The sequence below is a fragment of the Paenibacillus cellulositrophicus genome (genome assembly GCF_009363095.1).
Classification (GTDB): Bacteria; Bacillota; Bacilli; order Paenibacillales; family Paenibacillaceae; genus Paenibacillus_AQ; species Paenibacillus_AQ favisporus.
Genome location: NZ_CP045295.1, coordinates 1,246,395 through 1,270,604 on the forward strand (window position 1 = coordinate 1,246,395; position 24,210 = coordinate 1,270,604).

General features: G+C 54.5%; 21 protein-coding genes. 4 read left to right on the top strand and 17 right to left on the bottom strand.

Annotation, left to right across the window (positions count from 1 at the left end; translation table 11 throughout):
* Positions 1-3: 3 nt before the first annotated feature.
* Positions 4-324: an MFS transporter gene (locus GCU45_RS05700; protein WP_076170000.1), complete on the top strand. Its 321-nt coding sequence runs from the start codon at positions 4-6 to the stop codon at positions 322-324.
* Between the two features lie 84 nt (positions 325-408).
* Here GCU45_RS05700 and GCU45_RS05705 read toward each other — a convergent pair whose 3' ends face one another.
* The 3 genes from GCU45_RS05705 to mntR all read right to left on the bottom strand — a co-directional run bounded on the left by GCU45_RS05705 (position 409) and on the right by mntR (position 3,681).
* The gene (locus GCU45_RS05705; RefSeq protein ID WP_105444624.1) at positions 409-1,329 is read right to left on the bottom strand and encodes a patatin-like phospholipase family protein; all 921 of its coding nucleotides are present in this window, start codon (positions 1,327-1,329) and stop codon (positions 409-411) included.
* 79 nt (positions 1,330-1,408) lie between these two features.
* Positions 1,409-2,992, bottom strand: a complete 1,584-nt coding sequence (locus GCU45_RS05710) for a family 10 glycosylhydrolase (protein ID WP_152398342.1) — start codon at positions 2,990-2,992, stop codon at positions 1,409-1,411.
* A gap of 263 nt (positions 2,993-3,255) precedes the next feature.
* Entirely contained in the window at positions 3,256-3,681 is a 426-nt protein-coding gene (gene mntR, locus GCU45_RS05715; RefSeq protein ID WP_076169997.1) for a transcriptional regulator MntR, read from the bottom strand.
* Between the two features lie 203 nt (positions 3,682-3,884).
* Between mntR and splB the strand changes: the two genes are divergently transcribed.
* On the top strand, positions 3,885-4,955 hold the full coding sequence (splB, locus tag GCU45_RS05720) for a spore photoproduct lyase (protein ID WP_152398343.1): 1,071 nt from the start codon (positions 3,885-3,887) through the stop codon (positions 4,953-4,955).
* On the opposite strand, the gene GCU45_RS05725 is transcribed toward splB, so the two are convergent.
* From GCU45_RS05725 to GCU45_RS05760, 8 genes are all read right to left on the bottom strand, one after another.
* Positions 4,952-5,665 (bottom strand): cytochrome c biogenesis CcdA family protein, encoded by a 714-nt coding sequence (locus tag GCU45_RS05725; protein WP_152398344.1) that lies wholly within the window; start codon positions 5,663-5,665, stop codon positions 4,952-4,954. The two genes, splB and GCU45_RS05725, sit on opposite strands and share 4 nt — an antisense overlap.
* 13 nt (positions 5,666-5,678) lie before the next feature.
* On the bottom strand, positions 5,679-6,482 hold the full coding sequence (locus GCU45_RS05730; RefSeq protein ID WP_076170170.1) for a metal ABC transporter permease: 804 nt from the start codon (positions 6,480-6,482) through the stop codon (positions 5,679-5,681).
* Positions 6,483-6,538: 56 nt separating this feature from the next.
* Positions 6,539-7,291 carry a metal ABC transporter ATP-binding protein gene (locus tag GCU45_RS05735; protein WP_244364451.1) on the bottom strand — a complete coding sequence of 251 codons (753 nt, stop codon included), beginning with the start codon at positions 7,289-7,291 and terminating at the stop codon, positions 6,539-6,541.
* A 31-nt stretch (positions 7,292-7,322) separates the two neighbouring features.
* Positions 7,323-8,282 carry a metal ABC transporter substrate-binding protein gene (locus tag GCU45_RS05740; RefSeq protein WP_152402827.1) on the bottom strand — a complete coding sequence of 320 codons (960 nt, stop codon included), beginning with the start codon at positions 8,280-8,282 and terminating at the stop codon, positions 7,323-7,325.
* 251 nt (positions 8,283-8,533) lie between these two features.
* Positions 8,534-10,516: a methionine--tRNA ligase gene (gene metG, locus GCU45_RS05745; RefSeq protein WP_152398345.1), complete on the bottom strand. Its 1,983-nt coding sequence runs from the start codon at positions 10,514-10,516 to the stop codon at positions 8,534-8,536.
* Between the two features lie 447 nt (positions 10,517-10,963).
* Complete coding sequence (yidD, locus tag GCU45_RS05750; protein ID WP_152398346.1) at positions 10,964-11,242, bottom strand: membrane protein insertion efficiency factor YidD; 279 nt, start codon at positions 11,240-11,242, stop codon at positions 10,964-10,966.
* Positions 11,243-11,246: 4 nt separating this feature from the next.
* Entirely contained in the window at positions 11,247-11,714 is a 468-nt protein-coding gene (locus GCU45_RS05755; RefSeq protein ID WP_152398347.1) for a Fur family transcriptional regulator, read from the bottom strand.
* 140 nt (positions 11,715-11,854) lie between these two features.
* Positions 11,855-12,832 (bottom strand): ABC transporter substrate-binding protein, encoded by a 978-nt coding sequence (locus tag GCU45_RS05760; protein WP_152398348.1) that lies wholly within the window; start codon positions 12,830-12,832, stop codon positions 11,855-11,857.
* Between the two features lie 300 nt (positions 12,833-13,132).
* On the opposite strand from GCU45_RS05760, the gene GCU45_RS05765 reads away from it, so the two are divergent.
* Together GCU45_RS05765 and GCU45_RS05770 are read left to right on the top strand one after the other, a co-directional pair.
* The gene (locus GCU45_RS05765) at positions 13,133-14,146 is read left to right on the top strand and encodes a FecCD family ABC transporter permease (protein ID WP_152398349.1); all 1,014 of its coding nucleotides are present in this window, start codon (positions 13,133-13,135) and stop codon (positions 14,144-14,146) included.
* Complete coding sequence (locus GCU45_RS05770; RefSeq protein ID WP_244364453.1) at positions 14,143-15,201, top strand: FecCD family ABC transporter permease; 1,059 nt, start codon at positions 14,143-14,145, stop codon at positions 15,199-15,201. Before GCU45_RS05765 ends, GCU45_RS05770 begins: the two co-directional genes overlap by 4 nt.
* Before the next feature lie 149 nt (positions 15,202-15,350).
* Here the strand turns inward: GCU45_RS05770 and GCU45_RS05775 are convergent, their stop codons facing one another.
* The 6 genes from GCU45_RS05775 to GCU45_RS05800 all read right to left on the bottom strand — a co-directional run bounded on the left by GCU45_RS05775 (position 15,351) and on the right by GCU45_RS05800 (position 24,140).
* The gene (locus tag GCU45_RS05775) at positions 15,351-17,846 is read right to left on the bottom strand and encodes a copper amine oxidase N-terminal domain-containing protein (protein ID WP_152398350.1); all 2,496 of its coding nucleotides are present in this window, start codon (positions 17,844-17,846) and stop codon (positions 15,351-15,353) included.
* Between the two features lie 287 nt (positions 17,847-18,133).
* The gene (nagZ, locus tag GCU45_RS05780) at positions 18,134-19,747 is read right to left on the bottom strand and encodes a beta-N-acetylhexosaminidase (protein WP_152398351.1); all 1,614 of its coding nucleotides are present in this window, start codon (positions 19,745-19,747) and stop codon (positions 18,134-18,136) included.
* A gap of 45 nt (positions 19,748-19,792) precedes the next feature.
* Complete coding sequence (locus GCU45_RS05785) at positions 19,793-20,581, bottom strand: response regulator transcription factor (RefSeq protein WP_234489329.1); 789 nt, start codon at positions 20,579-20,581, stop codon at positions 19,793-19,795.
* On the bottom strand, positions 20,556-22,403 hold the full coding sequence (locus tag GCU45_RS05790; protein ID WP_145158367.1) for a cache domain-containing sensor histidine kinase: 1,848 nt from the start codon (positions 22,401-22,403) through the stop codon (positions 20,556-20,558). Before GCU45_RS05790 ends, GCU45_RS05785 begins: the two co-directional genes overlap by 26 nt.
* A 25-nt stretch (positions 22,404-22,428) precedes the next feature.
* Positions 22,429-23,256: a carbohydrate ABC transporter permease gene (locus GCU45_RS05795; RefSeq protein ID WP_089548111.1), complete on the bottom strand. Its 828-nt coding sequence runs from the start codon at positions 23,254-23,256 to the stop codon at positions 22,429-22,431.
* Positions 23,256-24,140: a carbohydrate ABC transporter permease gene (locus tag GCU45_RS05800; RefSeq protein ID WP_152398352.1), complete on the bottom strand. Its 885-nt coding sequence runs from the start codon at positions 24,138-24,140 to the stop codon at positions 23,256-23,258. Before GCU45_RS05800 ends, GCU45_RS05795 begins: the two co-directional genes overlap by 1 nt.
* Between the last annotated feature and the right edge of the window lie 70 nt (positions 24,141-24,210).

Here is a 24,210-nt window from a genome sequence, read left to right on the forward strand (position 1 = left end):
GACATGAAAAGGCAGGCTGTAATTTTCTGGATTGCCATTGTACTGGCAGCCATCGGACTGCTCGGCAACATTTTGTTTGGCGGTGCAGGATCGCTTATGAATTTGCTTGTGCCCTTGATCGTGTTCGGTGTGGTTTTCCTGCTGTACAAATTCCCGCCTGCCCGTTACAACAAGCGGCCCAAGGTTAAGCCGTCCCAGCGGACGATGGAGAAATACAATGCGTCCAAACGCGGTCAATCTTCGGCCAAGCGCAAAAATTACCCTTTCCAGGTGATTGAAGGCTCAAAGGGTAAGAATGACGATCAACAACCGAAATACCACTAAGCGCAGTTTGAACATATCAAAACAAGGCATTCGCCCCTCCTTCTAATGGAGAACCAGCGAATGCCTTTTATTTTTTCTTCGATGTCACGGCTTCCAGCCCGCAAAAAACTTTTTCCCTGCCTGCATGCCGGACTCATACAGCTGCTGGCTTTCTTCCGGTGTAATATGAAACTGCGTCGTTCCAACGCCGAGAGTCGGAATTTTGATCGTCCGGAAACGGTTTTCCTGCTCGATGTACCGCTCATCATGAGCGGACAGCATCGTTTCAAACATCGCCTGCAGCATGCTGATCGGCCCCCGGATCAGATGCGGCTTGTTCGTGGTCCTGCCGACCATTTGAAATCCGATCGTCGGAACCGGCTTCTGCCCGGCCCCTTCCGCAGCGTCGTCAAAGAGCCACAGCGGGAAGTTGCTGAGCAGCCCTCCGTCTACAATATAGACAAACTGGTCGACGAACGATTTTCCCCTGGCCGCTTCGCCTGTCATTCTCAGCATGACTGGATCAAAAAAGTACGGAATGCTCGTACTCATCCGGATGGCCTTGGAAACCGCAAACCTCGACGGGTTGGCGCCCAGCTTGCCCAGGTCTTCGGGGAGCACCAGAATGCGCCCGTTCGTAATATCCGAGGCGATGATCATCAGTTTGCCTTGGGGGATATCCGCAAACGTCTTGACCCCTTTGGCCGCCAAAATATGGTGGATCCAGACTTCGAGCGCTTCCCCTGAATACAGCCCTTTCTTCAGCAGCAAGCGCGCGGCGGGTCCGATCACTTTGGTACTGAATATGGGCGCGCGGTGAAGAAAGGACTCAAAAGGGGTCGTCTTCACGATCTCGCTCATCTCGTCGGCCGAAAATCCTGCCGCCAACAGCGCCGCCACAATGGAACCCGACGAGGTACCCGCCACCCGGTTAAACACAACGCCGGCTTGCTCCGCAGCCTTGACGGCCCCCGCCAGTGATATTCCTTTCACTCCGCCGCCCTCGAACACCGCGTTGACGATCATAATAAAACCCCCGTGTCTCAATATCCCACAGTAAGATATGAGCACGGGGGTTCATTCATGACAAGGTTCTATGAATTTATCATTGCTGGTAATAGGCGGTCAGTGCCTGAACGATGCCAAGCGGATTTTTGATCAGATCCTTGGCGCTGTAAAAAATGCTGCCTTTGACTGCGTCGTATTTGGTATTGTACTGAAGCTGGTTGATGATCTCCTGCGCCGACTGCCACCCAGCTTCGGCAGTTCCCAGCTTGTACGGGGCATGGCCGATATAGAGATCCACGCCGGTGCCCTGCACTTCTTGCGCCCACCAGTCGACGAGCTTGTCGTACTGGGCGTTCTTGAAGGACATGCTCCAATAAATTTGCGGTGCTACGTAATCGATCCAGTGCTGCTTCACCCAGGTTCTCACATCCGCGGACATGGAGTCGTACGCCGTAACTCCCGCTTTGGTATCAGAACCCGTCGGATCGGTAGACTGGTTGCGCCATACGCCGAACGGGCTGATGCCAAACTGGACGGCCGGCTTGGACGCGTGAATCGACTGGCCCAGCTGCTGCACGAACTGGTTAATGTTATCGCGGCGCCAATCCGCTTTGCTCAAGCCCTGCGTATTGTATGCCTTGAAAGCAGCATCATCGTTAAACGTTCCGCTCGACGGATAGAAATAATCGTCCAGATGAACGCCGTCGATATCGTACTTGCTTACCACTTCCATCACGACGTCGATAATATGCTGTCTCGCCTCCGGAATACCCGGGTTGATGATCAGCTGGTTATTGACGGATACGACCCAGTCGGGATGCTGAACCGCCACATGATTGGCCGCCAGCTTGCTTGTGGTCGTGTCCAGATTCGCCCGGAACGGATTGAACCAGGCATGGAACTGCATCCCCCGCTTGTGGGTTTCCTCGATCATATACTGGAGCGGATCATATCCCGGATCCTTGCCTTGGGTGCCGGTAAGCACCTTCGACCACGGAACCAGATCCGACGGATACAGCGCATCGCCGGCCGTCCGAACCTGGACGAACACCGCGTTCAGCCCCATGGCCTGCAGCTTGTCGAGCAGAGCGGAATATTCCTGCTTCTGCTGCTCGATTTTGCCGTAAGAGGACGTTGTCGGCCAATCCAGGTTGTACACTGTCGAGATCCAGGCTCCCCGGAGCTGGCTGGAGCTGCTTCCCCCGCCCTCAGCAGGCGGCTCGGTTGGTATGTAAGCACTTGATGTTAAGGTAATCGTTCTTGCCACCTGGTCCCAGTCTACCTGCAGACCGAGCTGTTCGCCGACAAAACGGAGAGGGACCAGCACGCGGCCACCCCGAAGCTGCACGGAGGCATCAAGGGCGACAGAGGCTCCATCCACCAAAGCCGTCTTTTTGCCGCTGGTCAACGTAATCGTATGACCTCCGCCCGAAATATCAGCGGTTTTCGCGCTTTGTTTCCATGCGACGGCCGCCCCCAGCCCTTCGCTGATCACGCGGATCGGAACCATCGTCACATTCACTTTTGGCATGATGTACGGAGGGATATCGCTGACCAGCTGCTTCCCGTCCAGGACCATTGTGATGTTGTTTGCAGCCTTCGCCTGCTGCCCCGTAAACGGAATCAGCAGCACCAACAGCAGCGATGCCACGATCCACCTATGAAACTTCCGAAACGCCATTCTACTAATCCTCCACTATTGATAGATTTGCGGGTAAAAAAATCGGTCAATCGCGCTCTATCTAGAGATCACTAGCCGGCATCAGACAACCTTGGAATCATGATCTGCTGAATAAAGCGCAAACGACCGATCGGGCAGAAAAGCTGTAACCTTTGCTGCGTGTGCAATCCGGGTTTTTCCAGTCTTGGCCCTAAAAATTACCGGATTACGTGCTGGGAATGAAAGAGGCACCTGTCGTTTGAGGGTGCGGACAGATGCCTTGTTTACGAATCGCTGACCAATTCATTATGAATGTTCCGCAGCTCCTCCAGACGCTGTCCATCCCGGCGGAAATACTCCACCAGCGTCTCGATACGCGTTATGGAATCCCAGCTTAAGTGATGCTCGATGCCTTCGACATCTCCATAAATATTTTCCTGCTGTACCCCGATCATCGTCAGGAATTCCTCCAGAAGCTGATGCCGGTCAACCAGGCGTTTGCCCATTTTCTTACCTTTGCTAGTCAGAACAAGGCCGCGGTATTTTTCATAAATCAAATATTCGTCCTTGTCCAATTTCTGGATCATTTTGGTAACGGATGAGGGATGAACCTCCAAGCCTTCGGCAATGTCCGAAACACGCGCGTATCCCTTCTCGTCAATCAATTTATAGATACGCTCCAAATAATCCTCCATGCTGGGCGTTGGCATTATATTCCCTCTTTTCTGTAATAAACGTCAATCATCTGGCCCGATTACCTGCTCTTGTAATGATACATGTTCTCAAGAGGACTTGGCAAGTCCTGCCGCCTGCCGCGCTTCCCATCCTGGTCAGTAATTGCCACGGTTTGCCCCTGCTACCCGCACACATACTAAACCGAAACACTCATATTTTCCTCGAAAGGAGTCGTTCTATGGGTACTGGCGTTAAAGAAAAGCCCAGGCGGACGCTGCGACCGACCAAGCCGTTTGTCCCCGATCTTGTTTATTTTGAACCGGATGCGCTGAACTATCCCAAAGGCCAGCACATCATGGAATGGGTCAAGTCCAAAGACATCCCTTACCGTATGACCAGCTCTCATAACCGGATCACCAATTTACCAGGCGAAACCGATCAGGAAAAATACAGGAACGCCAAACGAACCCTCGTCATCGGCGTGCGGAAAACGCTGAAGTTTGACCAGTCCAAGCCTTCTGCCGAATACGCCATCCCGATCTCAACTGGGTGCATGGGTCACTGCCATTACTGCTATCTGCAGACGACACTCGGGGCCAAGCCCTATGTCCGTGTCTATGTGAACACATCCGATATCATTGGCGCCGCCAAGCAATACATCGAGGAACGCGCGCCGGAAATCACCCGGTTTGAAGCCGCTTGTACATCTGACCCGGTGGGACTGGAGCATATTACGGGCTCCCTCGCGGAGCTGATTACCTTCATGGCCGGCGAAGAATTCGGCAGACTCCGGTTCGTGACCAAGTATCATCATGTCGATCCGCTGCTCTCGCTGAAGCATAACGGCCATACCCGCATCCGGTTCAGCATCAACTCGGACTACGTCATCCGCAACTTCGAGCCATCCACGTCGCACTTCGAGGAACGGATCGAGGCCGCAGGAAAGGTCGCCAGGGCCGGCTATCCGCTCGGTTTCATCATCGCCCCGATCATTTGGTATGACGGCTGGCAGGACGGCTATGCCGAGCTTCTGAAGCGTCTGGCGGATACGCTCCCGGCCGAAGCAACGAAGGATTTGACGTTCGAAATGATTCAGCACCGCTTCACGAAAACCGCCAAAAACATCATTGAGCAGCGCTATCCCAAAACCAAGCTGGAGATGGATATCGCGAGGCGCAAGCAAAAATGGGGACGCTGGGGCCAATTCAAATACGTGTACCCGGATGAACAGCAAAACGCCCTGCGCGAGTTCATCACAGAGCGGATTTTTGAGCACTTTCCGGAAGCTACCATCGACTACTTTACCTAAAACTTAAGCCATTCGGGCGTGATGGCCTGCAGCCAAATCGTAATTTTGGTCATTTGGTTCGTGAACAGCAGTACGCCCATAAACAGCATGAGCGCCCCGCCGATTTTCATCATCATCCCCGAGTACTTCACAATCCACTTGGTGGATCCGATGAAGAAGGCAAGCACAAAAAATGGAATGGCAAATCCGACGGTATAGGCCGTAATCAGCGGGAACCAAGCACCGGGTTCGGTCGTTGCCAAAGCGATGATCGCCGCCAGAATCGGACCGACGCAAGGAGACCATCCGGCGGAAAAGCCGATCCCGAATATAAAAGAACCTATGTAACCTGCGGGCTTGAACTTCAGATCCATCTTAAATTCGCGCATCAAAAAGCGCGGCTGAAAGACGCCGATCAGAAACAGCCCCATCAAAATGATTAACAGCGCCGACAGCTGGCGGATCAGATCCCGGTTGTTGTTAAAGAAGCTGCCGAACAAGCCGGCTCCGACCCCGAGCGTATAGAATACGGCGGAAAAACCTAAAATAAAGGCCAGCGTATGACTCATCGTCCGGTAACGGACTTCTTTTTTATTCTGCTCCGTCTTCAGCGTCTGTACCGACATCCCGGTAATGTAGGAAATGTAGGACGGATACAGCGGCAGGCAGCACGGAGAAATAAAGGAAGCCAGTCCGGCGAAGAAGGCAAGCCATATATTCAAGTTTGACAAGGACAAGTACCTCCTACGTTGATAATCCCTTCTTGCCCGCCATCGTCAAGATTAGCAGCGCAATCAGCAGCAGCACGATGGTTGCTCCCGGAGCCAGGTTCCAAACGCCGGCAATCACAAGTCCCCCCACAACCGCAATCTCCGAAATGACCACCGACAGGATGACGGAAGATTTGAAGCTTCTGGCGATCAGGAGGCTGATAGCGACAGGAATGGTCAGCAGTGCCGATACGAGCAAAGCGCCGACGATTTTGATGGCCGTGCTGATGACGAGGGCCGTCAGGACGGTGATCAGCATGTTCATCATGCGCACAGGCAGACCGCTTACGCTTGCGGCGTCTTCTTCAAAGCTCAGCAGGAAAAACTCTTTGAAAAAGAGCGTAATAACGACCACGACAACCAGCGTCACAGCCCCTACCACGTACAGATCCTGGGTATCCAGCGTATAAATGCTGCCGAACAAATAGCTCATCACATCTGTATTGTAACCCATCCCGAGTGTGAAAAACAAAGAAGCCAGCGCAACGCCGCCGGACATAATGATCGCTATCGACAGCTCGGCATAGCTTTTATAAGCTTTTCTGAGCTTTTCTATCGCAAAGGAAGCCAGAACCGCAAATACAAGACCTGCCCCCAGAGGATACAGATTAATCAGAAAACCGAGCGCCACCCCGGCGATCGTCACATGTGCAAGCGTGTCCCCGATCATGGACAGGCGCCGCAGCACGAGAAAAATGCCGATCAGCGGAGCGGTGATCCCGATCAGCAGACCGCCGGCCAGCGCCCTTTGAAAAAAATCACTGAGGATAATTTCTATAGCCAACAATAACGACTCCTTCGGATGCTTTTAATATTTTGTAAACGATCGTGCTTTTATGACAATGAGTGCTGCAGGTCCTGAACCTCGCAGTCCTGAATCTCATGGGAATGTCTGACGAAAAATTCGATCTTGCCGTTCTTCTGCTTTGGCTTCTCGCCCAAATATCCCTCGATCATGTCCATATCGTGCGACACCATCAGCAGCGTCATATGATGATGCCGGTGCATGTGGGTAATCAGCTCGAAAAATCCGGCCTGCGTCTCCGCGTCAATGCCCACCGTAGGCTCGTCCAGTATGAGCAGATCCGGGTTGTTGATCAGCGCCCGCGCCAGGAAGGCGCGCTGCTGCTGGCCGCCGGACAGCTCACCGATCCGTTTGCCGGCGATGTCTTGAATCCGCATCACCTCAAGCGCATCGTCACACTGCTGCTGCATGTGTCTATTTACCCGGCGGAACAGGTTTTTGTTATTGTACAGCCCGGAAAGGACCACCTCGCGAACAGTAGCCGGGAACAACGGGTTAAACGAATTTTTCTGCGGGACATAGCCTACCCGCTCCCAGTCTTTGAACCTGCGGATCGGCTGGCCGAACAGCCTGATGCTGCCTTGGCCGCTGGGCAAAAGGCCGACGATCATCCGAAGCAGCGTCGTCTTGCCCGCCCCGTTGGAGCCGATAATGCCGACAAAATCGCGTTCTTTCACGGTAAAGTTCAGATCGTTGATGACCTTTTGGTCCCTGTATGAAAAGGAGATGTTCTCCGTCTCGATAATCGGTTGATGACAATCGTCAATCATCGGCGTAAACATGCGAAATCCGCCTTTCTGTTAGTTGCTCCATTTATTGTAATGCGAGAATAAGATTATGCAAATTTTTGTCCATCAAGGTAAAATAGTCGTCGCCCTTCTCCTGCTCCTCCTTCGTCAGTCCTTCGAGGGGATTCAGGACGGACACGGTCGCTCCGGTCTCGGAAGCCAGCGTTTTGGCCAGCCGATCGGAGACCAGCTCTTCGAAAAAGATATATTTGATTCCTTCCGATTTCACCAGGTTCGACAGCTCCACCAAATCGCGGGCCCGGGGCTCGGCATCCGGCGACAAGCCCATGATGGGATGCTGCTCCAAGCCGTAATCGCGGCACAAGTAACCGAAGGCCTGATGGGATACGACGATTTTGTGATGCGGAACCTGCGACAGCTCCGTCCCGAACTTGCGGTCAAGCTCCTGCAGCTTCCGGCTGAGCTCGGCGTACCGTGCTTCGTAAGCCTGCGCATGCTGCGGATCGGCCTCCACGTAGCTGTTCTTGATGTTCTCGGCCATCATGATGGCCGATTTCGGGCTGACCCAGGTGTGGGGGTCGATGTGATGCTTGTGCCCGGTCCCCATGCCCTCGCCTTCGAGATCATGTCCGCCGTCTTCTTCACCTTCGATCAGCTGGATGCCCTGGCTCACCTCAACGGCCTTCACCTTGGAGTCCCGGTTCAGCCCTTTCAGAAAATTCGGTACCCAGCCTTCGAGTCCGGCTCCGTTATATAAAAACAATTGCGACTTGGACGTGTTCACAATATCCTGGCTCCGCGGCGTCCAATCATGCGGTTCAACGCCCGCCGGCAGTAAATTGATGACGTTGGCGTCCTCGCCGCCGATTTCCTTGGCAAACTCATAAATCGGATAGAACGTCGTAATGACATTCACTTTATCCGGATCCAGCTGTGCGTTCCCTGAGTTATCGCAGCCGGCAAAAACCAGCATGGCCATCAGAAGAAACGAAGGCGCTAGAATCCGCTTGATCATATTTCTCATATTCACAGATGTACGCTCCCACTAATCGTAACTTTTACTAATAAGATTATGAATGGGCTTATTTTATTTGTCAACCTTGGGTGCTAAATTACCAGAGGAAAGCGAATGATACCTGCCGTGTCTTTGGAGCTTGGCGTGTCTCCCACGAGATCGAAATGGGCTGGACGACAAAAAGACGGAAGCCCGCTGCTTACGGGGTTCCGTCTTCCTATCAACCATACTTAATTATAGGTGCACTATACTTCGCGCTCCTACTTCACGACCGCTCCGTTCGGCATGCTGTCCGGCACCGTCGCCAGCGTCAGCTGATCGCCTTGGGATGCCGCCAGAATCATGCCCTGCGACAGCTCGCCGCGCAGCTTCACCGGCTTCAGGTTGGTGACGCAGATGACCTTGCGTCCGACCAGCTCTTCCGGCGTATAGAACTTCGCAATGCCCGACACGACCTGCCGCTGCTCGAAGCCGAGATCCAGCTGCAGCTTGAGCAGCTTGTCGGCTTTCTTGACAGGCTCGCAGGCGATAACCTGAGCTACGCGCAATTCGACCTTGGCAAAATCTTCAATGCCGATTTCTTCCTTCAGCTCAGGCGCTTCCTGCGGCGCAGCCGCTTCGGCCGCCTTGCCGGCTTCCGCTTCCTTCGCGGGAGCTTCGGATCCGGTCATCGCCTGCTTGATGTACGCCACCTCTTCTTCCGCGTCCAGGCGCGGGAAGATCGGGTTGCCCTTCACCAGCTGCGTTCCTTCCGGAATCAAGCCGAACGTCTTGCCGCTGTCCCATTCGGTCAGCTCGCCTTGCTGAATGCCCAGCTGCTCCCAAATCTTCAGCGGAGCCTGGGTCAGGAACGGCTGCAGCAGGATCGAGCCGATCCGCAGGCTTTCGACGAGGTGGGTCATGACGGACGCCAGTTCTTCGCGTCTCGCCTCATCTTTTGCCAACGCCCATGGCTGCGTTTCGTCGATATATTTGTTGCTGCGGCTGATAAACTGGCCGATGGCCGTCAACGCAACGGAGAACTCCATATTTTCCATCGCTTCTTCAACTTTTCCGTAAACATCCTTGGCCGCTTCCTCGAGTGACGCGTCATACGGAGTCACGCCGGAGCGGTACGCAGGAACCCGGCCCTCGAAATATTTGTCCACCATCGCCACCGTACGGTTTAGAAGGTTGCCGAGGTCATTGGCCAGATCGGAGTTGACGCGCTCCACGAAGCTCTCCGGCGTAAACGTGCCGTCCGCACCGAACGGAACCTCGCGCAGCAGGTAATAGCGAAGGGCGTCCAGACCGTAACGGTCGATGAGCGTGACCGGATCGACGACGTTGCCTTTCGATTTGGACATCTTGCCGTCCTTCATCAGCAGCCAGCCGTGTGCAAACACTTTCTTCGGCAGCGGCAGGTCCAGCGCCATCAGGATGATCGGCCAGTAGATCGTATGGAAGCGGACGATTTCCTTGCTCATGAGATGAACATCAGCCGGCCAGTATTTGTCGAACAGGCTCGTGTCTTCCGAGCCGTAACCCAGCGCGGTGATATAGTTCAGCAGCGCGTCAATCCAGACGTAAACGACGTGCTTCGGATCGCTCTTCACTTTGACGCCCCATTCGTAGGTCGTACGGGACACCGCCAGGTCTTCCAGTCCCGGCTTGATGAAGTTGTTGATCATTTCGTTCTTGCGGGACACCGGCTGAATAAAGTCCGGATGGTCCTCATAATATTGGAGAAGCCGGTCCACATATTTGCTCATCTTGAAGAAATAGCTCTCTTCCTTCACGCGTTCCACCGGCCGGCCGCAGTCCGGACATTTGCCGTCTACGAGCTGCCGTTCCAGGAAGAACGATTCATCCGGCGTACAGTACCAGCCTTCGTACTCGCCCTTGTAGATATCGCCCTGCGCCTGCAGTCGTTCGAACACTTCTTGAACGACCTTCGTATGGCGCGGTTCCGTCGTCCGGATAAAGTCGTCGTTCGAGATGTCTAGCTTCTTCCACAGCTCCTTGATCCCCGCCACGATGTCGTCGACGAACTGCTGCGGCGTTTTGCCTGCTTCAGCGGCTTTGCGCTCGATCTTCTGACCATGCTCGTCGGTTCCTGTCAAATAGCGCACATCGTAGCCGCGCAGCTTCTTGTAACGAACCATCGCGTCTCCGGCCACGGTCGTGTATGCATGCCCGATATGCAGCTTGTCGCTGGGATAATAGATCGGTGTCGTCAAATAAAATGTTTTCTTGTCAGCCATCGTTCATCTTCCTTTCCAAAATCGGCGTTCCTGTATCTTCTGTGTGAACACAAAATAACCCCACGAAGTGGGGCTTTTGCTGTGATACCCTGTTCAGGTACTGTGCGGGGGCCCCGAGGATACAAAAAACTCCCGCCCCTAATGGGACGAGAGATTCCTCACGTGTTACCACCCAAATTCCCTGCGCCTTCACAGGCGGCAGGCTCCATCAGTACCGGCCTGTCTCAGCCGCGCACTGTCCATTATCGCTGGATCACGCCGCACCCTTACGCATTCTCTAATTAAGAATGCTGCTCGAAAGCGGTTCCTCCCGGACCATCTTCGGAGACTTCGCTTATACCGGCTTTCAGCTGCCCCGGCTCTCTGCAATAAGCTACTGCTCTCGTACTCATCCGTTCCTCGGAAATGTCATATATTCCATAATATACTGAACCCGGATGCCGCGTGTCAAGTCAGGTGTCCCTCGCCTTCGGAAGGATGAGGGGCGCCTGCGCCTTTCTCCTTCCGTGGGGGAACCAGATCCACGCCCCCCGGATGAAACGGATGGCACTTGGCGATCCGTTTCATGGCGAGCCACGATCCTTTGGCGGCCCCGTGCACCTCGATGGCTTCCATTGCGTACGCCGAGCATGTCGGGTAGAAACGGCAGGTCGGCGGTTTTAACGGCGAAATGTATTTGCGGTAAATGACGATGGGGCCTTGGACGATTCTTCGGGATACGCCCATGGCATTAATGCTCCCCGCTGTGCCCGGACACCGGATTAACACTCAGCCCCGCATCCGCAGGCTGCCGGCAGTCTTTACAATATCCGAATACTTCAAATTTATGCTTCACGACCTGAAATTCATCGGGCGTATCCGTCATCGACACCGGGCAAAAGCTGATCGGATACGTCTTCTCGCATTGCAGGCAGATCATGTGATGATGGTGGTGGTCTTCGCTGCAGCTGGCTTTGAATTTGACTCCGTCCTCAAACACGATCTGTTCGAGAACGCCAAGTTCCTGCATGACCCGCAGATTGCGGTATACGGTATCGAAACTGAGTCCGCTGTATTTTTTGCCCATAAACTCATAGACATCCTTGGCTGACAAATAACCCGAATGTTCACCAAATAATTTGGCGAGCGTCTTGCGCTGGTCGGTTATGCGCAGTCCCTGCTCGGACATGGCGTCAATAATCTTCTCCGTCGAAAGCATACGCTCATCCTCCCATTCTATGCTTAAAGCCATAAGCCACTCTTGTTTACATCATTTGTCTACTATTAATAATGCCTCAAATCCGGGCCTCCGTCAATGAAGCAGGGGACCCCTTACGGAGCCCCCTGTGCGCGTAGATTTTATTTAAAGTAGGATGCCAGCTGGTCTAGCATCAGATTGGCCGCAAGGACCCCGCCTGCGGTGTTCCAGATGGCGTCGTCCACGCGGTGCGCGTTGCCTTTCTTGACCACCTCAAGGTTTTTCCAAAGTTTGTCTTCGGTCCATTCCTTCTCCATCTTGCTGCCTTCGCCGTTGCCGGTTTCATAGGTAAAGTAGAACAGAATGTCGCCGTTCATGTCCGGAATGCGCTCTTTGCCGACATCGTCGGAGAATCCGGGATTATCCTGTACCGCCGGACGGGCGAGGCCCACTTCCTTCAAAATGATGCCGGAGAACGTATCGTTATAGTAAATCCGTGCCTTGCCCGGCATAAACCGGACCATCGACACTTTCGTGCTCAATTTGTCGCCGATCTGCGCTTTCACGTCAGCCACATGCTTATCATAGTCGGCCAGAACCTGGTCGCCCTTCTCTTTCTCATCGGCCGCATTGGCCCACAGCTTGAAGTTATCCTTCCACTCGCCGCGGAGCGTTTCGGAAAATACGGTTGGAGCGATGGCGGACAGCTGCTCGTAAATTTTCTCCTGGCGCATTTTCGTACCCAGGATGAGGTCCGGTTCGAGCGCAGCGATCGCTTCCACGTTCGGCTGGCCCTCGTCGCCTACATTTTCAACGCCCTGCATTTGATCCTTAATATGGGGATACCATGGATCGCCGGTCCAAGATTTGACGGCTCCCACCGGTTTGATGCCCATGGACAGCAGCGCCTCGGTTCCTTCGTTGGTCAAAACGACGATTTTCTTCGGATGTGCCGGTACTTTGACCTGCCCCATAACCGTCTCTATCGTGCGGTCTGCATCGTTCGCAGCTCCCGCTTCCGTACTGCTCTCTCCTGTACTTCCGGAAGCGGTGCTGCCGCTGCCGCTGTCTTTGCCGCATGCGGACAGTACCAGCACAGCAGCCAACAGCATAAGTATAAGGCCGTTCCATTTTCTCATAAGTAAAAGCTCTCCCCTTCTAATCTCCTGATAATGATTCTCAGTATCGTCCTAATCCTAATTCATAGCGCCTGTATTGTCAATAAACTTCCTGTATGGAAGTGCAAAAAACGGATATTGAAATTGAGAATCAGCCTCATTGACAAGCCTATGCGCTCCACTTAAACTTTAATATGTTACTTAGAATGAACTAAAGAAATGAATGATATAGGCCTTATTAGGCCCTTATAACAGGAAGTTCAATGCTCAACTTTAGTTCAATCTATTTATTTACAGCCTGATTGAAAAGAGGGGTATGCCGTGCAGCCGGAATGGTTACATAGATCATCTGCCAAATGGACCGGTTTGATCGCAGGGCTCGTCCTCCTGCTCTTATGTGTTGCTGCGAGCATCCTCTTTGGCGTGCACAGCACCAATTGGAGGGAAGTTGTCGAAGCCTTTACTTCGTTTAATGGAAGCAATGAGCACATTATCGTCCGGGACGTCCGCGTGCCGCGCGCGCTGATCGCCGCCTTCGTCGGCGGAAGCCTGGGAATTTGCGGCGTGCTGCTGCAATCCCTGACCAAAAATCCGCTTGCGGATGCAGGAATATTCGGCATTAATGCCGGCGCCTCCCTGCTTGTCGTAGCTTCATTCGTCCTGCTCGGCGTCAGCTCGCTTGCTTCCTTCACCTGGATCGCTTTCCTCGGGGCGGCTGTCAGCTGCCTGTTCGTATTTATTCTCGGCTCCGCCGGGAGGCAAGGCTTAACGCCGCTGAAAATCACGCTCGCCGGGGCGGCGATTACCGCCTTCTGCAGCTCGCTGACCAACGGCATGCTCATCATTAGCGGCCGGGCCATGGAGGAAGTGCTGTTCTGGATGTCCGGTTCCGTTGAAGGCCGGAGCCTGAGCATTTTGCTGGGGCTTCTGCCTTACATGCTTGCCGCCTGGATCGTCGCCCTTCTCATCGCGTCGTCCGTCAACACGCTCATGCTCGGCGAGGACGTGGCACGGAGCCTGGGCCAGAAAACCGTACTCCTCAAGCTGACCATGGGACTGCTCATCGTCGTGCTGGCAGGCAGCTCGGTCGCCGTCGCCGGACCGATCGGGTTTGTCGGGCTCGTTATCCCCCACATCGCCAGAGCTCTCGTCGGCCGGGATACCCGCTGGCTGGTCGCCTACAGCGCGCTGCTGGGCGGCATTCTGCTCCTTCTTGCGGATATTGCGTCCCGCTTTATCGCCATGCCCAAGGAGATCCCCATCGGCGTCATGACGGCGATCATCGGAGTGCCATTCTTCATCCACGCTGCGAGAAAGGGGTTGCTTCGCCAATGAGCCGTTCATCCAGACCGAAAGGCCCCATCAGCGTCCGCATGGGCGGGGATGCGGTTTCCTTTCTCACATCGAAGCGCCAGATTGCCATCCTGTGCATTCTAGCCATTGTCCTTTTACTTGCGGTCATCATCAGCATCGGCTTCGGCACCAAATACGTGAATCCCTGGGAGGTGACCCAGGCGATCTTCGGCCAAGGGAACAAGCTGGACGTTGTGGTCGTGCAGAAGCTCAGGCTTCCCAGGGTCATCGTCGGTGCATTGGTCGGGGCCTGCCTCGCCATGTCCGGGGCGATCACGCAGGGACTGATCCGTAATCCGCTGGCTTCTCCGGACGTCATGGGCGTCACGAGCGGCGCCTCTGTCGCGACGACGGCCATCATTACGCTGATTCCGTCGGCCAGCGTCTTCTGGCTGCCGCCGGCCGCCTTTGTCGGCGCCGCGCTCACCACGCTGCTGATTTATGTACTCTCGTGGAAAAAGGGCGTCAACCCGCTCATGCTGGTCCTGATCGGCGTCGGCATCGGGGCGGTCGCTTCGGCCATCTCGACGATGCTGCTCGTCACAGGCCCGACCGACGTCGCCCAGAAAGCCTTCAACTGGCTGCTGGGCAGCGTGTACGGCAGTTCCTGGAAGCATGTCAACATGATGCTGCCCTGGTTCATCGTGCTGGGCGTGCTCAGCCTGATCTTCGCCCGGCGCATCAACATGCTGCAGCTCGGCGACGACTTGGCCGCCGGGGCCGGCAGCCGGGTGGAGCGCGACCGGACGATCCTGCTCTTCATGGCCGTCGGGCTTGCCGGGGCCGGCATCTCCGTCGGCGGAGCGATCGGCTTTGTCGCCCTCCTCGCCCCCCACATCGCCCGGAAGCTGATCGGTTCGTCTTACGGCTCCCTGCTTCCGGCCAGCGCTCTAAGCGGGGCCATCATCGTTGTCGTGGCGGATGTCCTCGCCCGCAACCTGTTCAACCCGCTGGATATTCCGGTCGGCGTGTTTACATCGGCTGTCGGCGCGCCGTTTTTCATATTCCTGTTATGGAAGAGCCGCAGCTCTTCCTAGTGCTAATACGGCAGCGAATGCATTATAAAAAAGACAAAGAAGACCCCCATCTACCGCAGCTGCAGTGGATGGGGGTCTTTTCATTGCCTATAAGAATAACAAAGAATCATTGCTGTCTTCCGTAAACATGATCTGTGTATCGCTTTCGTTTACTGCTTCATCTGCGGCATCGGCATCAGGAGCAGGTTAATCGGCAGGTTGCTGCCCGGCGCCGCCGTGTACCAAATTTCTACGCTTTGCTCATAGTTTCCGGTACGGTACAGAACGCTCGTTTCGTTCGGGGCGTTGACATCCTGGGTGTTGTTCGCTGCCTGCACCTGCTGGCCGTTCACCAGGAAAATGCCGTTGTATACGCCGCCGCGAGGGTTAAGCGTAATCAGCGTATTCGGAGCGACGTGGTTCAGCTTGATTTTGTACAATACACCAAAGTTGCCTGCATTCGAAGCTTCGGTTCCATAGATCCCGTCCAGTCCCTTCAGGTTCGGATCGATGTTATTGTCGCCGAGAACGATACGTGTCTCGGTGCTGCCAAGCACTTCGTCGGTCGACATGTTCACGACGGAATTCGGATACGTGCCCCGGTTGTGTACGTCGCGATCAAGGGCCGGAAGGAATGGCAGCGACTGCAGCGGATCCTTCGTGGCGTCGAGCATAATGACGCTGTATTTTACCGGATAGTTGCTGAATGCGTCCGCCAGAACGGAAATGCCTTCACCCGGTTTCATTTTAATGTTGTTGATATTCGTCATAATGACCTTGCTCTCGCCAGGTGCTAGGGTGATATCCTGACGGCCCGAACCGCTCGTCATGGAATCAAAGTAGCGCATCACGGATGCTCTGCCGTGGCCCGTCGCATACTGGCTAGGTCCCCCCATGCCGAAGTTCTGGATGTTGATCGTGCTGCTCATATCCAGCATCGTGTTGGTGGCGATGACGTAAACCTGCATGTTTTTATTCGTAGCATTGACATGATGGAGCATGAACCGGGTGCTTCCGAGCGCCGTTTCCTGATACAGGAGGCCTTCGGAATATACCGTCTCCGGACTGTTGCTGCGGATCAGCGTGGCTGGATCGGAAGTTGTCGTAAAGGTCGCCGTTTTCCAGCTAGGCACCGATCCGCCGTTGAACGTAAATTTGTCTCCCACTGGCGTAAAGAGCTTGTTGAAATCGTCTTCGGTGTACAACGTTTCGTTCGTAATGACGACGGTTTTCTGGAACTCGCTTACCGCGCCGTGTTTGTCCGTTACTTTGAGCCGGATCGTCTGCGGTCCAGGCTGGAAGAACGCCTTACGGTCGTTCAGCCATTCGCGGCTGACGATCGCGTCTTCATCATCCGTACTCTGGTCGGTAATGGTGATCAATTCACCCATTTTGTATTGTTCTTTGTCGGTTGTAAAACTGGCCACCGGCGGCTCGTTCGGCTTGATCACGTTCACCGTGATGCTGTACGGATCACTCCACTGTCCGCTGGAATCCTGAACATAGTGAGTCACCGTATGCGGTCCGGCTTCTTGGAAAATGTCCTCTTTCCCTTCCCAGCGCTCGTCAACAATTGGCAGTCCGCTTGGAGAGCTTGCTTGGGAAATGTAGTTCACCGTCGTCTCACCTGCAAAAATTTCAGTTGGACCAACGCTGAACGTGGCTACCGGCTTCGTCGACAGGTTCAGAATAACACGCTTTCCGGGCTGGTCGACCGTGTAAGGAATGCCAAGCGCCTGCGTGATCGACGTGAGCGGGACCATAAACGTATTTTTGTACTGATACGCAGGGCCCTTCATCGGTTTCGACACTCCGTTGACACGGTAGCTGCTGCTGTTCGTTTTGAACCGGAGCTCGTTGTTATCTTTAATAATAATCGTTTCTTTCGTCTTGGCGTCATACGTCAGCTTCAGGCCGACGCGCTCTACCATGGCGCGGATCGCCACGTAAGATACGCCGTTCTTGACGGCCATCGGCTGGCCGGCCAAGTACAGTTTGCCGTCCTGGTACATTTTGTTGCTGTTCATCATGAGGATCAGCTGGCCGGCCTGACCGGTTGTCGTGCTTCCCGTCGCTGTAATTCCCTGCGGATCGGTGGTTGTTGCGGTGCCGCCTGCCGTACCTTCGGACTGTCCTTCGTTTCCTTGCGTGCCTGCATTTTGGCCGTCCGCCGCTTGGCTACCGTCATTCGCGTTCCCGGTGCTGCCATCGGTTTGACCGGAAGCGCTTGTTCCGTCTGTCGTGCCGCCGTTCTGGGCAGCGCCTTGCCCGGTGTTTCCGGTGTTACCTGTATTTCCGGTCGTTCCCGCGGTTCCCGAGCCTGTGGAGTCTTGGCCGGAAGTTGTCGTAGTGGTGCTTGTACCGCTTTCAGTTCCCGTCGTGCCTTTCGTTCCCCCTGCATTTCCGGTTGTACCCGTCGTGCTGGACGTGCCTGCAGTTCCTGTTGTTCCGTCTGTGCCTGCAGCGCCCGAATTGCTGGAATTGCCAGTATTGGTCGTGCTGCTCGTGATGTTATTGGTGACTGCGCTTGCCGCTGCATTGTCTACACCTTGGACCGTCCCCGCATTTTGCTGGACCTGTACCGCGGTTTCCGCGCCGGCCGGCAAGACCAGAGCGGTTTGTGATGCAGCTAACACTGCAATCATGGTCAATTTCTTGAAATTCATCTCCAGACTCCTTCTACTCCCATTTTTAAATCACGTTCTCTTCTAACGAGCCTCCCGACCCCATACAAAAAAAAGAGGCTGACGCTAGTTCCCCCCGACATCAGATCCATCAAGCTTATTTTTTTCTGATATCATTGAAAAGACATAGTATTAGACGCTTCATTCCCCGAAAAGTTGCTCTCGATTTTACAGATCTCCAAAAGAAAAAAGGAAGGATATCCCAAACGGGCATCCAACCTTTGGTAAATCTATACCGCATACCTTTTTCTTGCGGATTATCACGCTCACTAGGACGCCGTGGTTTGACTGCCAAGGCTAACCGGCAGTGTCCCTCCGGCCTTAGCATGCCCCGTTAGAATGGAAGCCAGCCCTTCCATAAAATAAGGCGTATTTTCGTAGCAGCACAGGTATGCCGGTGAGGCCGTTACCGCCGCCAAATCGTACGGGTTGCGCGTGGAGGCCACCACGAGCCGCTGCGGCTGAAGCGCCATCAGCCCTTCGACGAGCCCGCGCTGACCTGAAGGAAGCTCGCTGCCGGCCGTGTATGTGGCGACGACGACCTGACGATATCCTTGGGCGGCGGCCAGCACCTGTTCAACCTCGTGCAGGTCCGGCTCCGCGCTGATCGTCAGCTCATTTACATCCCGTATGTATTCCGACAACGCCTGCCCGAGGGTCTTCGCTTCCGTCCATGGCTCATCCACCTGTGTTTCCGAGCGGAGCTCCGGCCACACGACAAGGACCGGCTCGTCTTCCTGAAGCGGCAGCTGGCCTTCGTCTTTGACGAGCGTAATGCTGCCCTCTGCCACTTCCCTCAGCAGCCGATCAGTCTCCGGCTTTTCATGCCGTTCAAGGAAGGCTGGCGCGCTTTCTTGGGTACCCGAAGGCTGCAGCCGCTTCTCCTTCAGCTTCAGGACGCGGTTCACGGCAGCGTCAATAACGCTCTCCGGAATTCTTCCACTGCGCACAGCCGCCGTGACCGCTTCAATCGCTTCGATTTGATCCTGAAGTGTATGGCTGACCAGGACGATGTCCGCTCCCGCTTCCACGGCAAGCACCGCGCCTTCGCCCACGCCAAAATGCTTGGCAATCGCGTGCATTTCCAGGCAGTCGGTCACGATGACGCCCCCGTAACCGAGCTGCTCGCGGAGCAGGCCGGTGAGCACCGCTTTGGACAGCGTCGCCGGAACCGCCTCCTTCTCGATGGCCGGGAAGACGACATGTGCCGTCATAATGACGTCCACCCCGTCCCGGATCGCCCGGACGAACGGCTTCAGCTCCACCTCGCGCAGCCGCTCCATGCCGTGCTCTACCGATGCCAGCCCCAGATGGCTGTCGACGCTGGTATCGCCATGCCCCGGAAAATGCTTCGCTGCCGCCGATACGCCGTGCTCCTGATAAGCCCGAATAGCGGCCGAGCCGTGCTCAGCCACCTGCTCCGGATCTTCGCCGAACGATCGGACGCCGATGACCGGATTCCGCGGGTTGTTGTTCACGTCAAGTACTGGCGCAAAGTTCATATTGATCCCCAGCGCATGCAGCTCCTGGGCACTGATGGCGGACACCCGGTAGGTAAAATCCGGGTTTCCGGTTGCCCCAAGTGACATGTTTCCCGGAATGCGGCTCACCCTGCGATGGTCGATGCGGGCCACCATGCCGCCTTCCTGGTCGATGGCGATCCACAGCGGCAGCTTCCCCTGCTTCGCAGCCATCTCCTGCAGGGAGGAAGACATCGCGGCCACCTGTTCCGGCTCGCCGATGTTCCGGCGGAAATAAATGACGCCGCCTACATGGTACTCTTCGATCAGACGGCGGATTTGCTCATCAGGCTCCTGCGCGTGGAACCCGCAGATGAACATTTGCCCGATTTTTTGCTCAAGCGTTAGAACCGATACTAACATGACATGCCCACTCCCTATTCATATATTGCTCCGCCGATACATCCGCTACCCCGCCGTTCTTCCCTTCGTCTGGTCACGGAATTCAGACGGTGTCAGCCCGGTGTGCCGCTGGAACACTTTGGTAAAGTACCTCCGTTCCTGGTAGCCGATGCTGCTGCCGATTTGCGTGATGCTTTTGTCGCTGTGGGTAAGCAGATATTTAGCGGTTTCGATCCGTTTCCCTGTCAAATATTCGACAAAGGTGACGCCGAGATGATTTTTGAACAGCAGGCAAAAATAGCTGCAGCTGATGCCCAGGTGTCCCGCCAGCTCCTCGATGCCCAGATCGCTGCCCAGCCGCTCGCCGATATAAAGAATCGCTTCCGACATCAGCTGCTGCGGGGTCTTTCTTGCCCCGCTGTCGCTGCTGTCCTCCTCAATCCGGGCGACGGTCACCTGGAACGGATCGCTGCGCCGTTTGCGGAGAATATCCTCACGGGCGGAGCGAATCGTATTCTCCAGCTCCTTGTAATGGATCGGCTTGCAGATGTACTCCCTGACATTATACTTGATCGCCTGCCGGGCATACTCAAATTCCTGATATCCCGTCAGCAGAATGATTTCGGCGGCGGATCCGCCTTTGCGCAGCTCGCCGATCAGGGTCAGTCCGTCCATCACCGGCATGCGAATGTCGCACAGCACGATATCGGGGGTATGGAGACTGCAAATGTCCAGCGCCTCCTGTCCGCTCCGGGCGGTGTAGACCTGCATCTGCATGTCGTTCCACGGAATAACGCTTTTCAGATTGTTCAGAATCGGGGCTTCATCATCAACCAGCAGCACGTTCAGAATCATCCAAGTCCCTCCACTCGTTGTCTGGTATGATACATTGAATTATCGTTCCGGTGGTCCCGGACGAACAAATGAACAACCCGTATACATCGCCGTAGTGAATCCGGATGCGGTCGGCCACGCTGCGTACGCCGAGTCCCCTCCGTTCGTGGTTCACCTGCATATCCTTTGCTTCCGGCGGTTCCCCGCCATCGCTCTTCATGTATTCAAAAGCCGCCAGCTGCCGCGGACTGATGCCGATGCCGTTGTCCTGTACCTGCAGAACGAGCCGGCCGCGCTCTTTCCAGCAGGACACATAAATCATGCCCTTATAGCCGATCCCTTCAAAGCCGTGCTGGATGCAGTTCTCGACGAGCGGCTGCAGGGTCAGCTTCAGCACGCTGCGGCTCCGCAGCTCCGGCGGAATATCGATCTCATATTCAAACAAATCCTGAAACCTGAATTTCTGGATTTCCAAATAGCTCTGCAAATGCTCGATTTCCTGGCCAAGCGTAATCTCCTCATTGTCCTGGATGCTGATCCGCAAAATGTTGCCAAGCCGGTGCACCATTTCGCTGACCTTCTCCCCTTCGTTCTGAACCGCAAGGACGTTGATCGACTCGAGCGTATTGAACAGAAAATGCGGCTTGATCTGGGCCTGGAGCACCCGCAGCTCCGCCTTCGCCTTCTGCTTCTGCTCCTTCTGGATCTGTTGGAACAGGCCGTTGACCCGTTCAACCAGATCGTTAAAGCCCTTCGCCAAAATATGCAGCTCGTCTTTGCCCCGGTGATGAACCTGGACATTGAAGTCCCCGCCTTCCACTTTACGCATGAAGCGGACGATGACTGCGATCGAGCCGGTAATCCGGTTCATGAAGACCATGTTGAAGGTTACCGCCGCCAAAAGGCAGACGAGCGTAATGCCGATAAACCATTTGGCAAAGACCAGCGTTTCCTGTGACAGGGAGCTCCACGAAGTGACGGAAACGAGACTCCAATTGTATTCTTTCATATGATAAATCGAAACGATGCTTTTTTCCCCGTTAAACGCCGTCTTGAAGCTCTGAAAATCACCGCCGAACTTGACGTCCCTCTTCATCACGGACTGGATTGGCTGGCCGTCCAGCACTTTATTCGGATCATACAGAATAAGTCCTTTATCGTTCACGAGCATAAAATCGGTGGACTGCATATCTCGGTTTAAAGACAGGTTGCGGAAGATCAGCTCAATATCCCAGTTTTTGATTTGGGTCACCAATATCCCGATATTTTTAAAATAGCTCAGCTCCTTGATGAGCCGAATTTGTGTAAACACCGGGTCGGATCCGGTGATTTCCGGGTATTCATGCGGTCCGAGCCATTTGGGGACCCCGTTCAGGGCCATAACCTCTTGATATAGCGGATGGGCTTTAAACTCTTCGAATGACAGCGTATTAAAGTCTTCCTTGGTGAAAATGGAGACCGTGCTCGACGGCCCGCTGCCCTGCAGGTTGTAAAGATAGGCATAACTGATGGCAGGATGGTTGTACAGCAGGCTCCGGAAGTTGCGCTGGCTGTTGTTCAGGTTCAGCTGCTCGGCATCGTTCAAATCCTGTTTGGTCGGGTCCTTGGCGATGAGCGCCATATGAAACACCGAGGTCGCGATGCCGTTATCCGTCACGTTGTCCATCTGCTTCAGCACGCTGTTGATGCTGTAGCTGATGGCTTTAAGGGAATATTCCGTCTGCCGGCTGTATTTGGTCTCAATCGAATGAGAGGTCACCATAAAGGTGACGACGCCCAGCACGCACAGCGGAACGATGATCAGTGTAACAAATGCCGTAAACAATTTTACCCGCAAATTCATTGGCATTCATCCGTTTCTTCGCATGTTATCCCTTAACACTGCCTGCTGTAACGCCTTCAATGATTTTCTCCTGAAGGATCGCGTAAATCACGATGACCGGTACGACGCTGTAGACGATGCCGGCTGACATCTGCGCGTAATTCATCTGGTATTGATCCCGGAACTGCACCATCCCGACCGGGAGGGTCCGCAGCGAATCATTGGAGAGGAAGTAGTTGGCTAGCAAAAATTCGTTCCAGTTGCCGAGGAAGTTCACGATAAACACCGTAACCATGGCCGGAACCGTCAGGGGTACGACAATTCTAGCAAATATACCCTGGGCTTTCAACCCGTCCATGACGGCTGCTTCCTCGATTTCTCCGGGCAGGGACCGCATGAACGCCGCCAGAATGATGACCGAGAATGGGAGCGCGTTGGCGATGTACGGAATGATGAGCGCCAGATGCGTATCCAGGATCCCAAGCTTGCGCACGAGCAGATAAATCGGGAGCATAAGCGCGTTGTTCGGGATGAGCATGCCGACCAGGATCAGGCCGGACAGCAGCGCGCTGATTTTGAAATGCCGCATGCGGGTTATCGCAAACGCAAACATCGCGGCGATCAGGATCGATACGACGGCCGACAGAATCGAGATATACAGACTGTTGAAAAAATAGGTGCTGATCTTGGCGTTGACCCATGCCTCCACGTAATTACCTAGCGCAAACTGCTTTGGTATGCCGAACGGGTTCAGGGCGATCGCATTGTTATCCTTTTTGACCGAAGAGAAAAGCACGAACAGGAACGGGAAAAGAATAACCAATAAGTAGGCCATCAGGACGATGTGGGGCAGCAGTTTTTTGAGCCTGGTCATCAGTATTCAATCCTTTCGCTGCGCCTTGCAATCAACAGTTGGTACAGGGCGGTCAGTATTAATGTAAAGACAAAGATGAGAACAGAAATGCTGTTGCCGTACCCGTATTTGAAGTTGGTAATGGCATATTTGATCATGTAGGTGGCCATCACGTCGGTCGAACCCGCCGGTCCGCCCTTCGTCATGACGATGACGATGTCCGCGGCTTTCATCGCGCCGGCGATGGACAGCATAATGACGACGGAGATGATCGGCTTAATGAGCGGCAGCGTAATGGAGAACGCCCGCTGTACAGCCGTTGCGCCGTCGATGGCGGCGGCTTCGTCCAGCTCGCGGGGAATGGAAATAATGGCGGCGAGCACCATGACGATATAAAAGCCGGTCCACTGCCAGGCATTGGTAATCAGGATGGACAGCATCGCGTATTTTTCGTCGGACAGCCAATACAGCGGTTCGATGCCGAACACTTTCAAAATATTGTTCAGCAGTCCGATGTTCGGCTCATAAATAAATCCCCAGAGGATGCCGATCACGGCCGTGGACATGATCGAAGGCAAAAATACCGCCGTCTTGTACAGCCCCTTCAGTTTTTTGACATGGGCGATCAGAAGCGAAAAAAAGACGATCAGCGGCACTTGGATTCCGCAGGAAAACAAAATGAAATAGCCGTTGTTTCGGACCGCTGTCCAAAACCGCTTCTCCGTCAGCGCCTTCACGAAGTTGTCGAAGCCGATGAATTTCGGATCGCTGGATACGCCGTTCCAGCTCGTCAGGCTGAAACGGATCGAACTTACAATCGGATACAGAAAAAACATGGCAAACAAAATCAAGCAGGGAAGAATAAACAGGACGTAGAGCGCAGGATTCTTCAATGCTTTGTTCATGGAGTTCCTCCCAACGCGGGCGCTTGGTCGTCCGCCCGAAAAAATGTCATGCTCCCTCAGACTTGAGGGG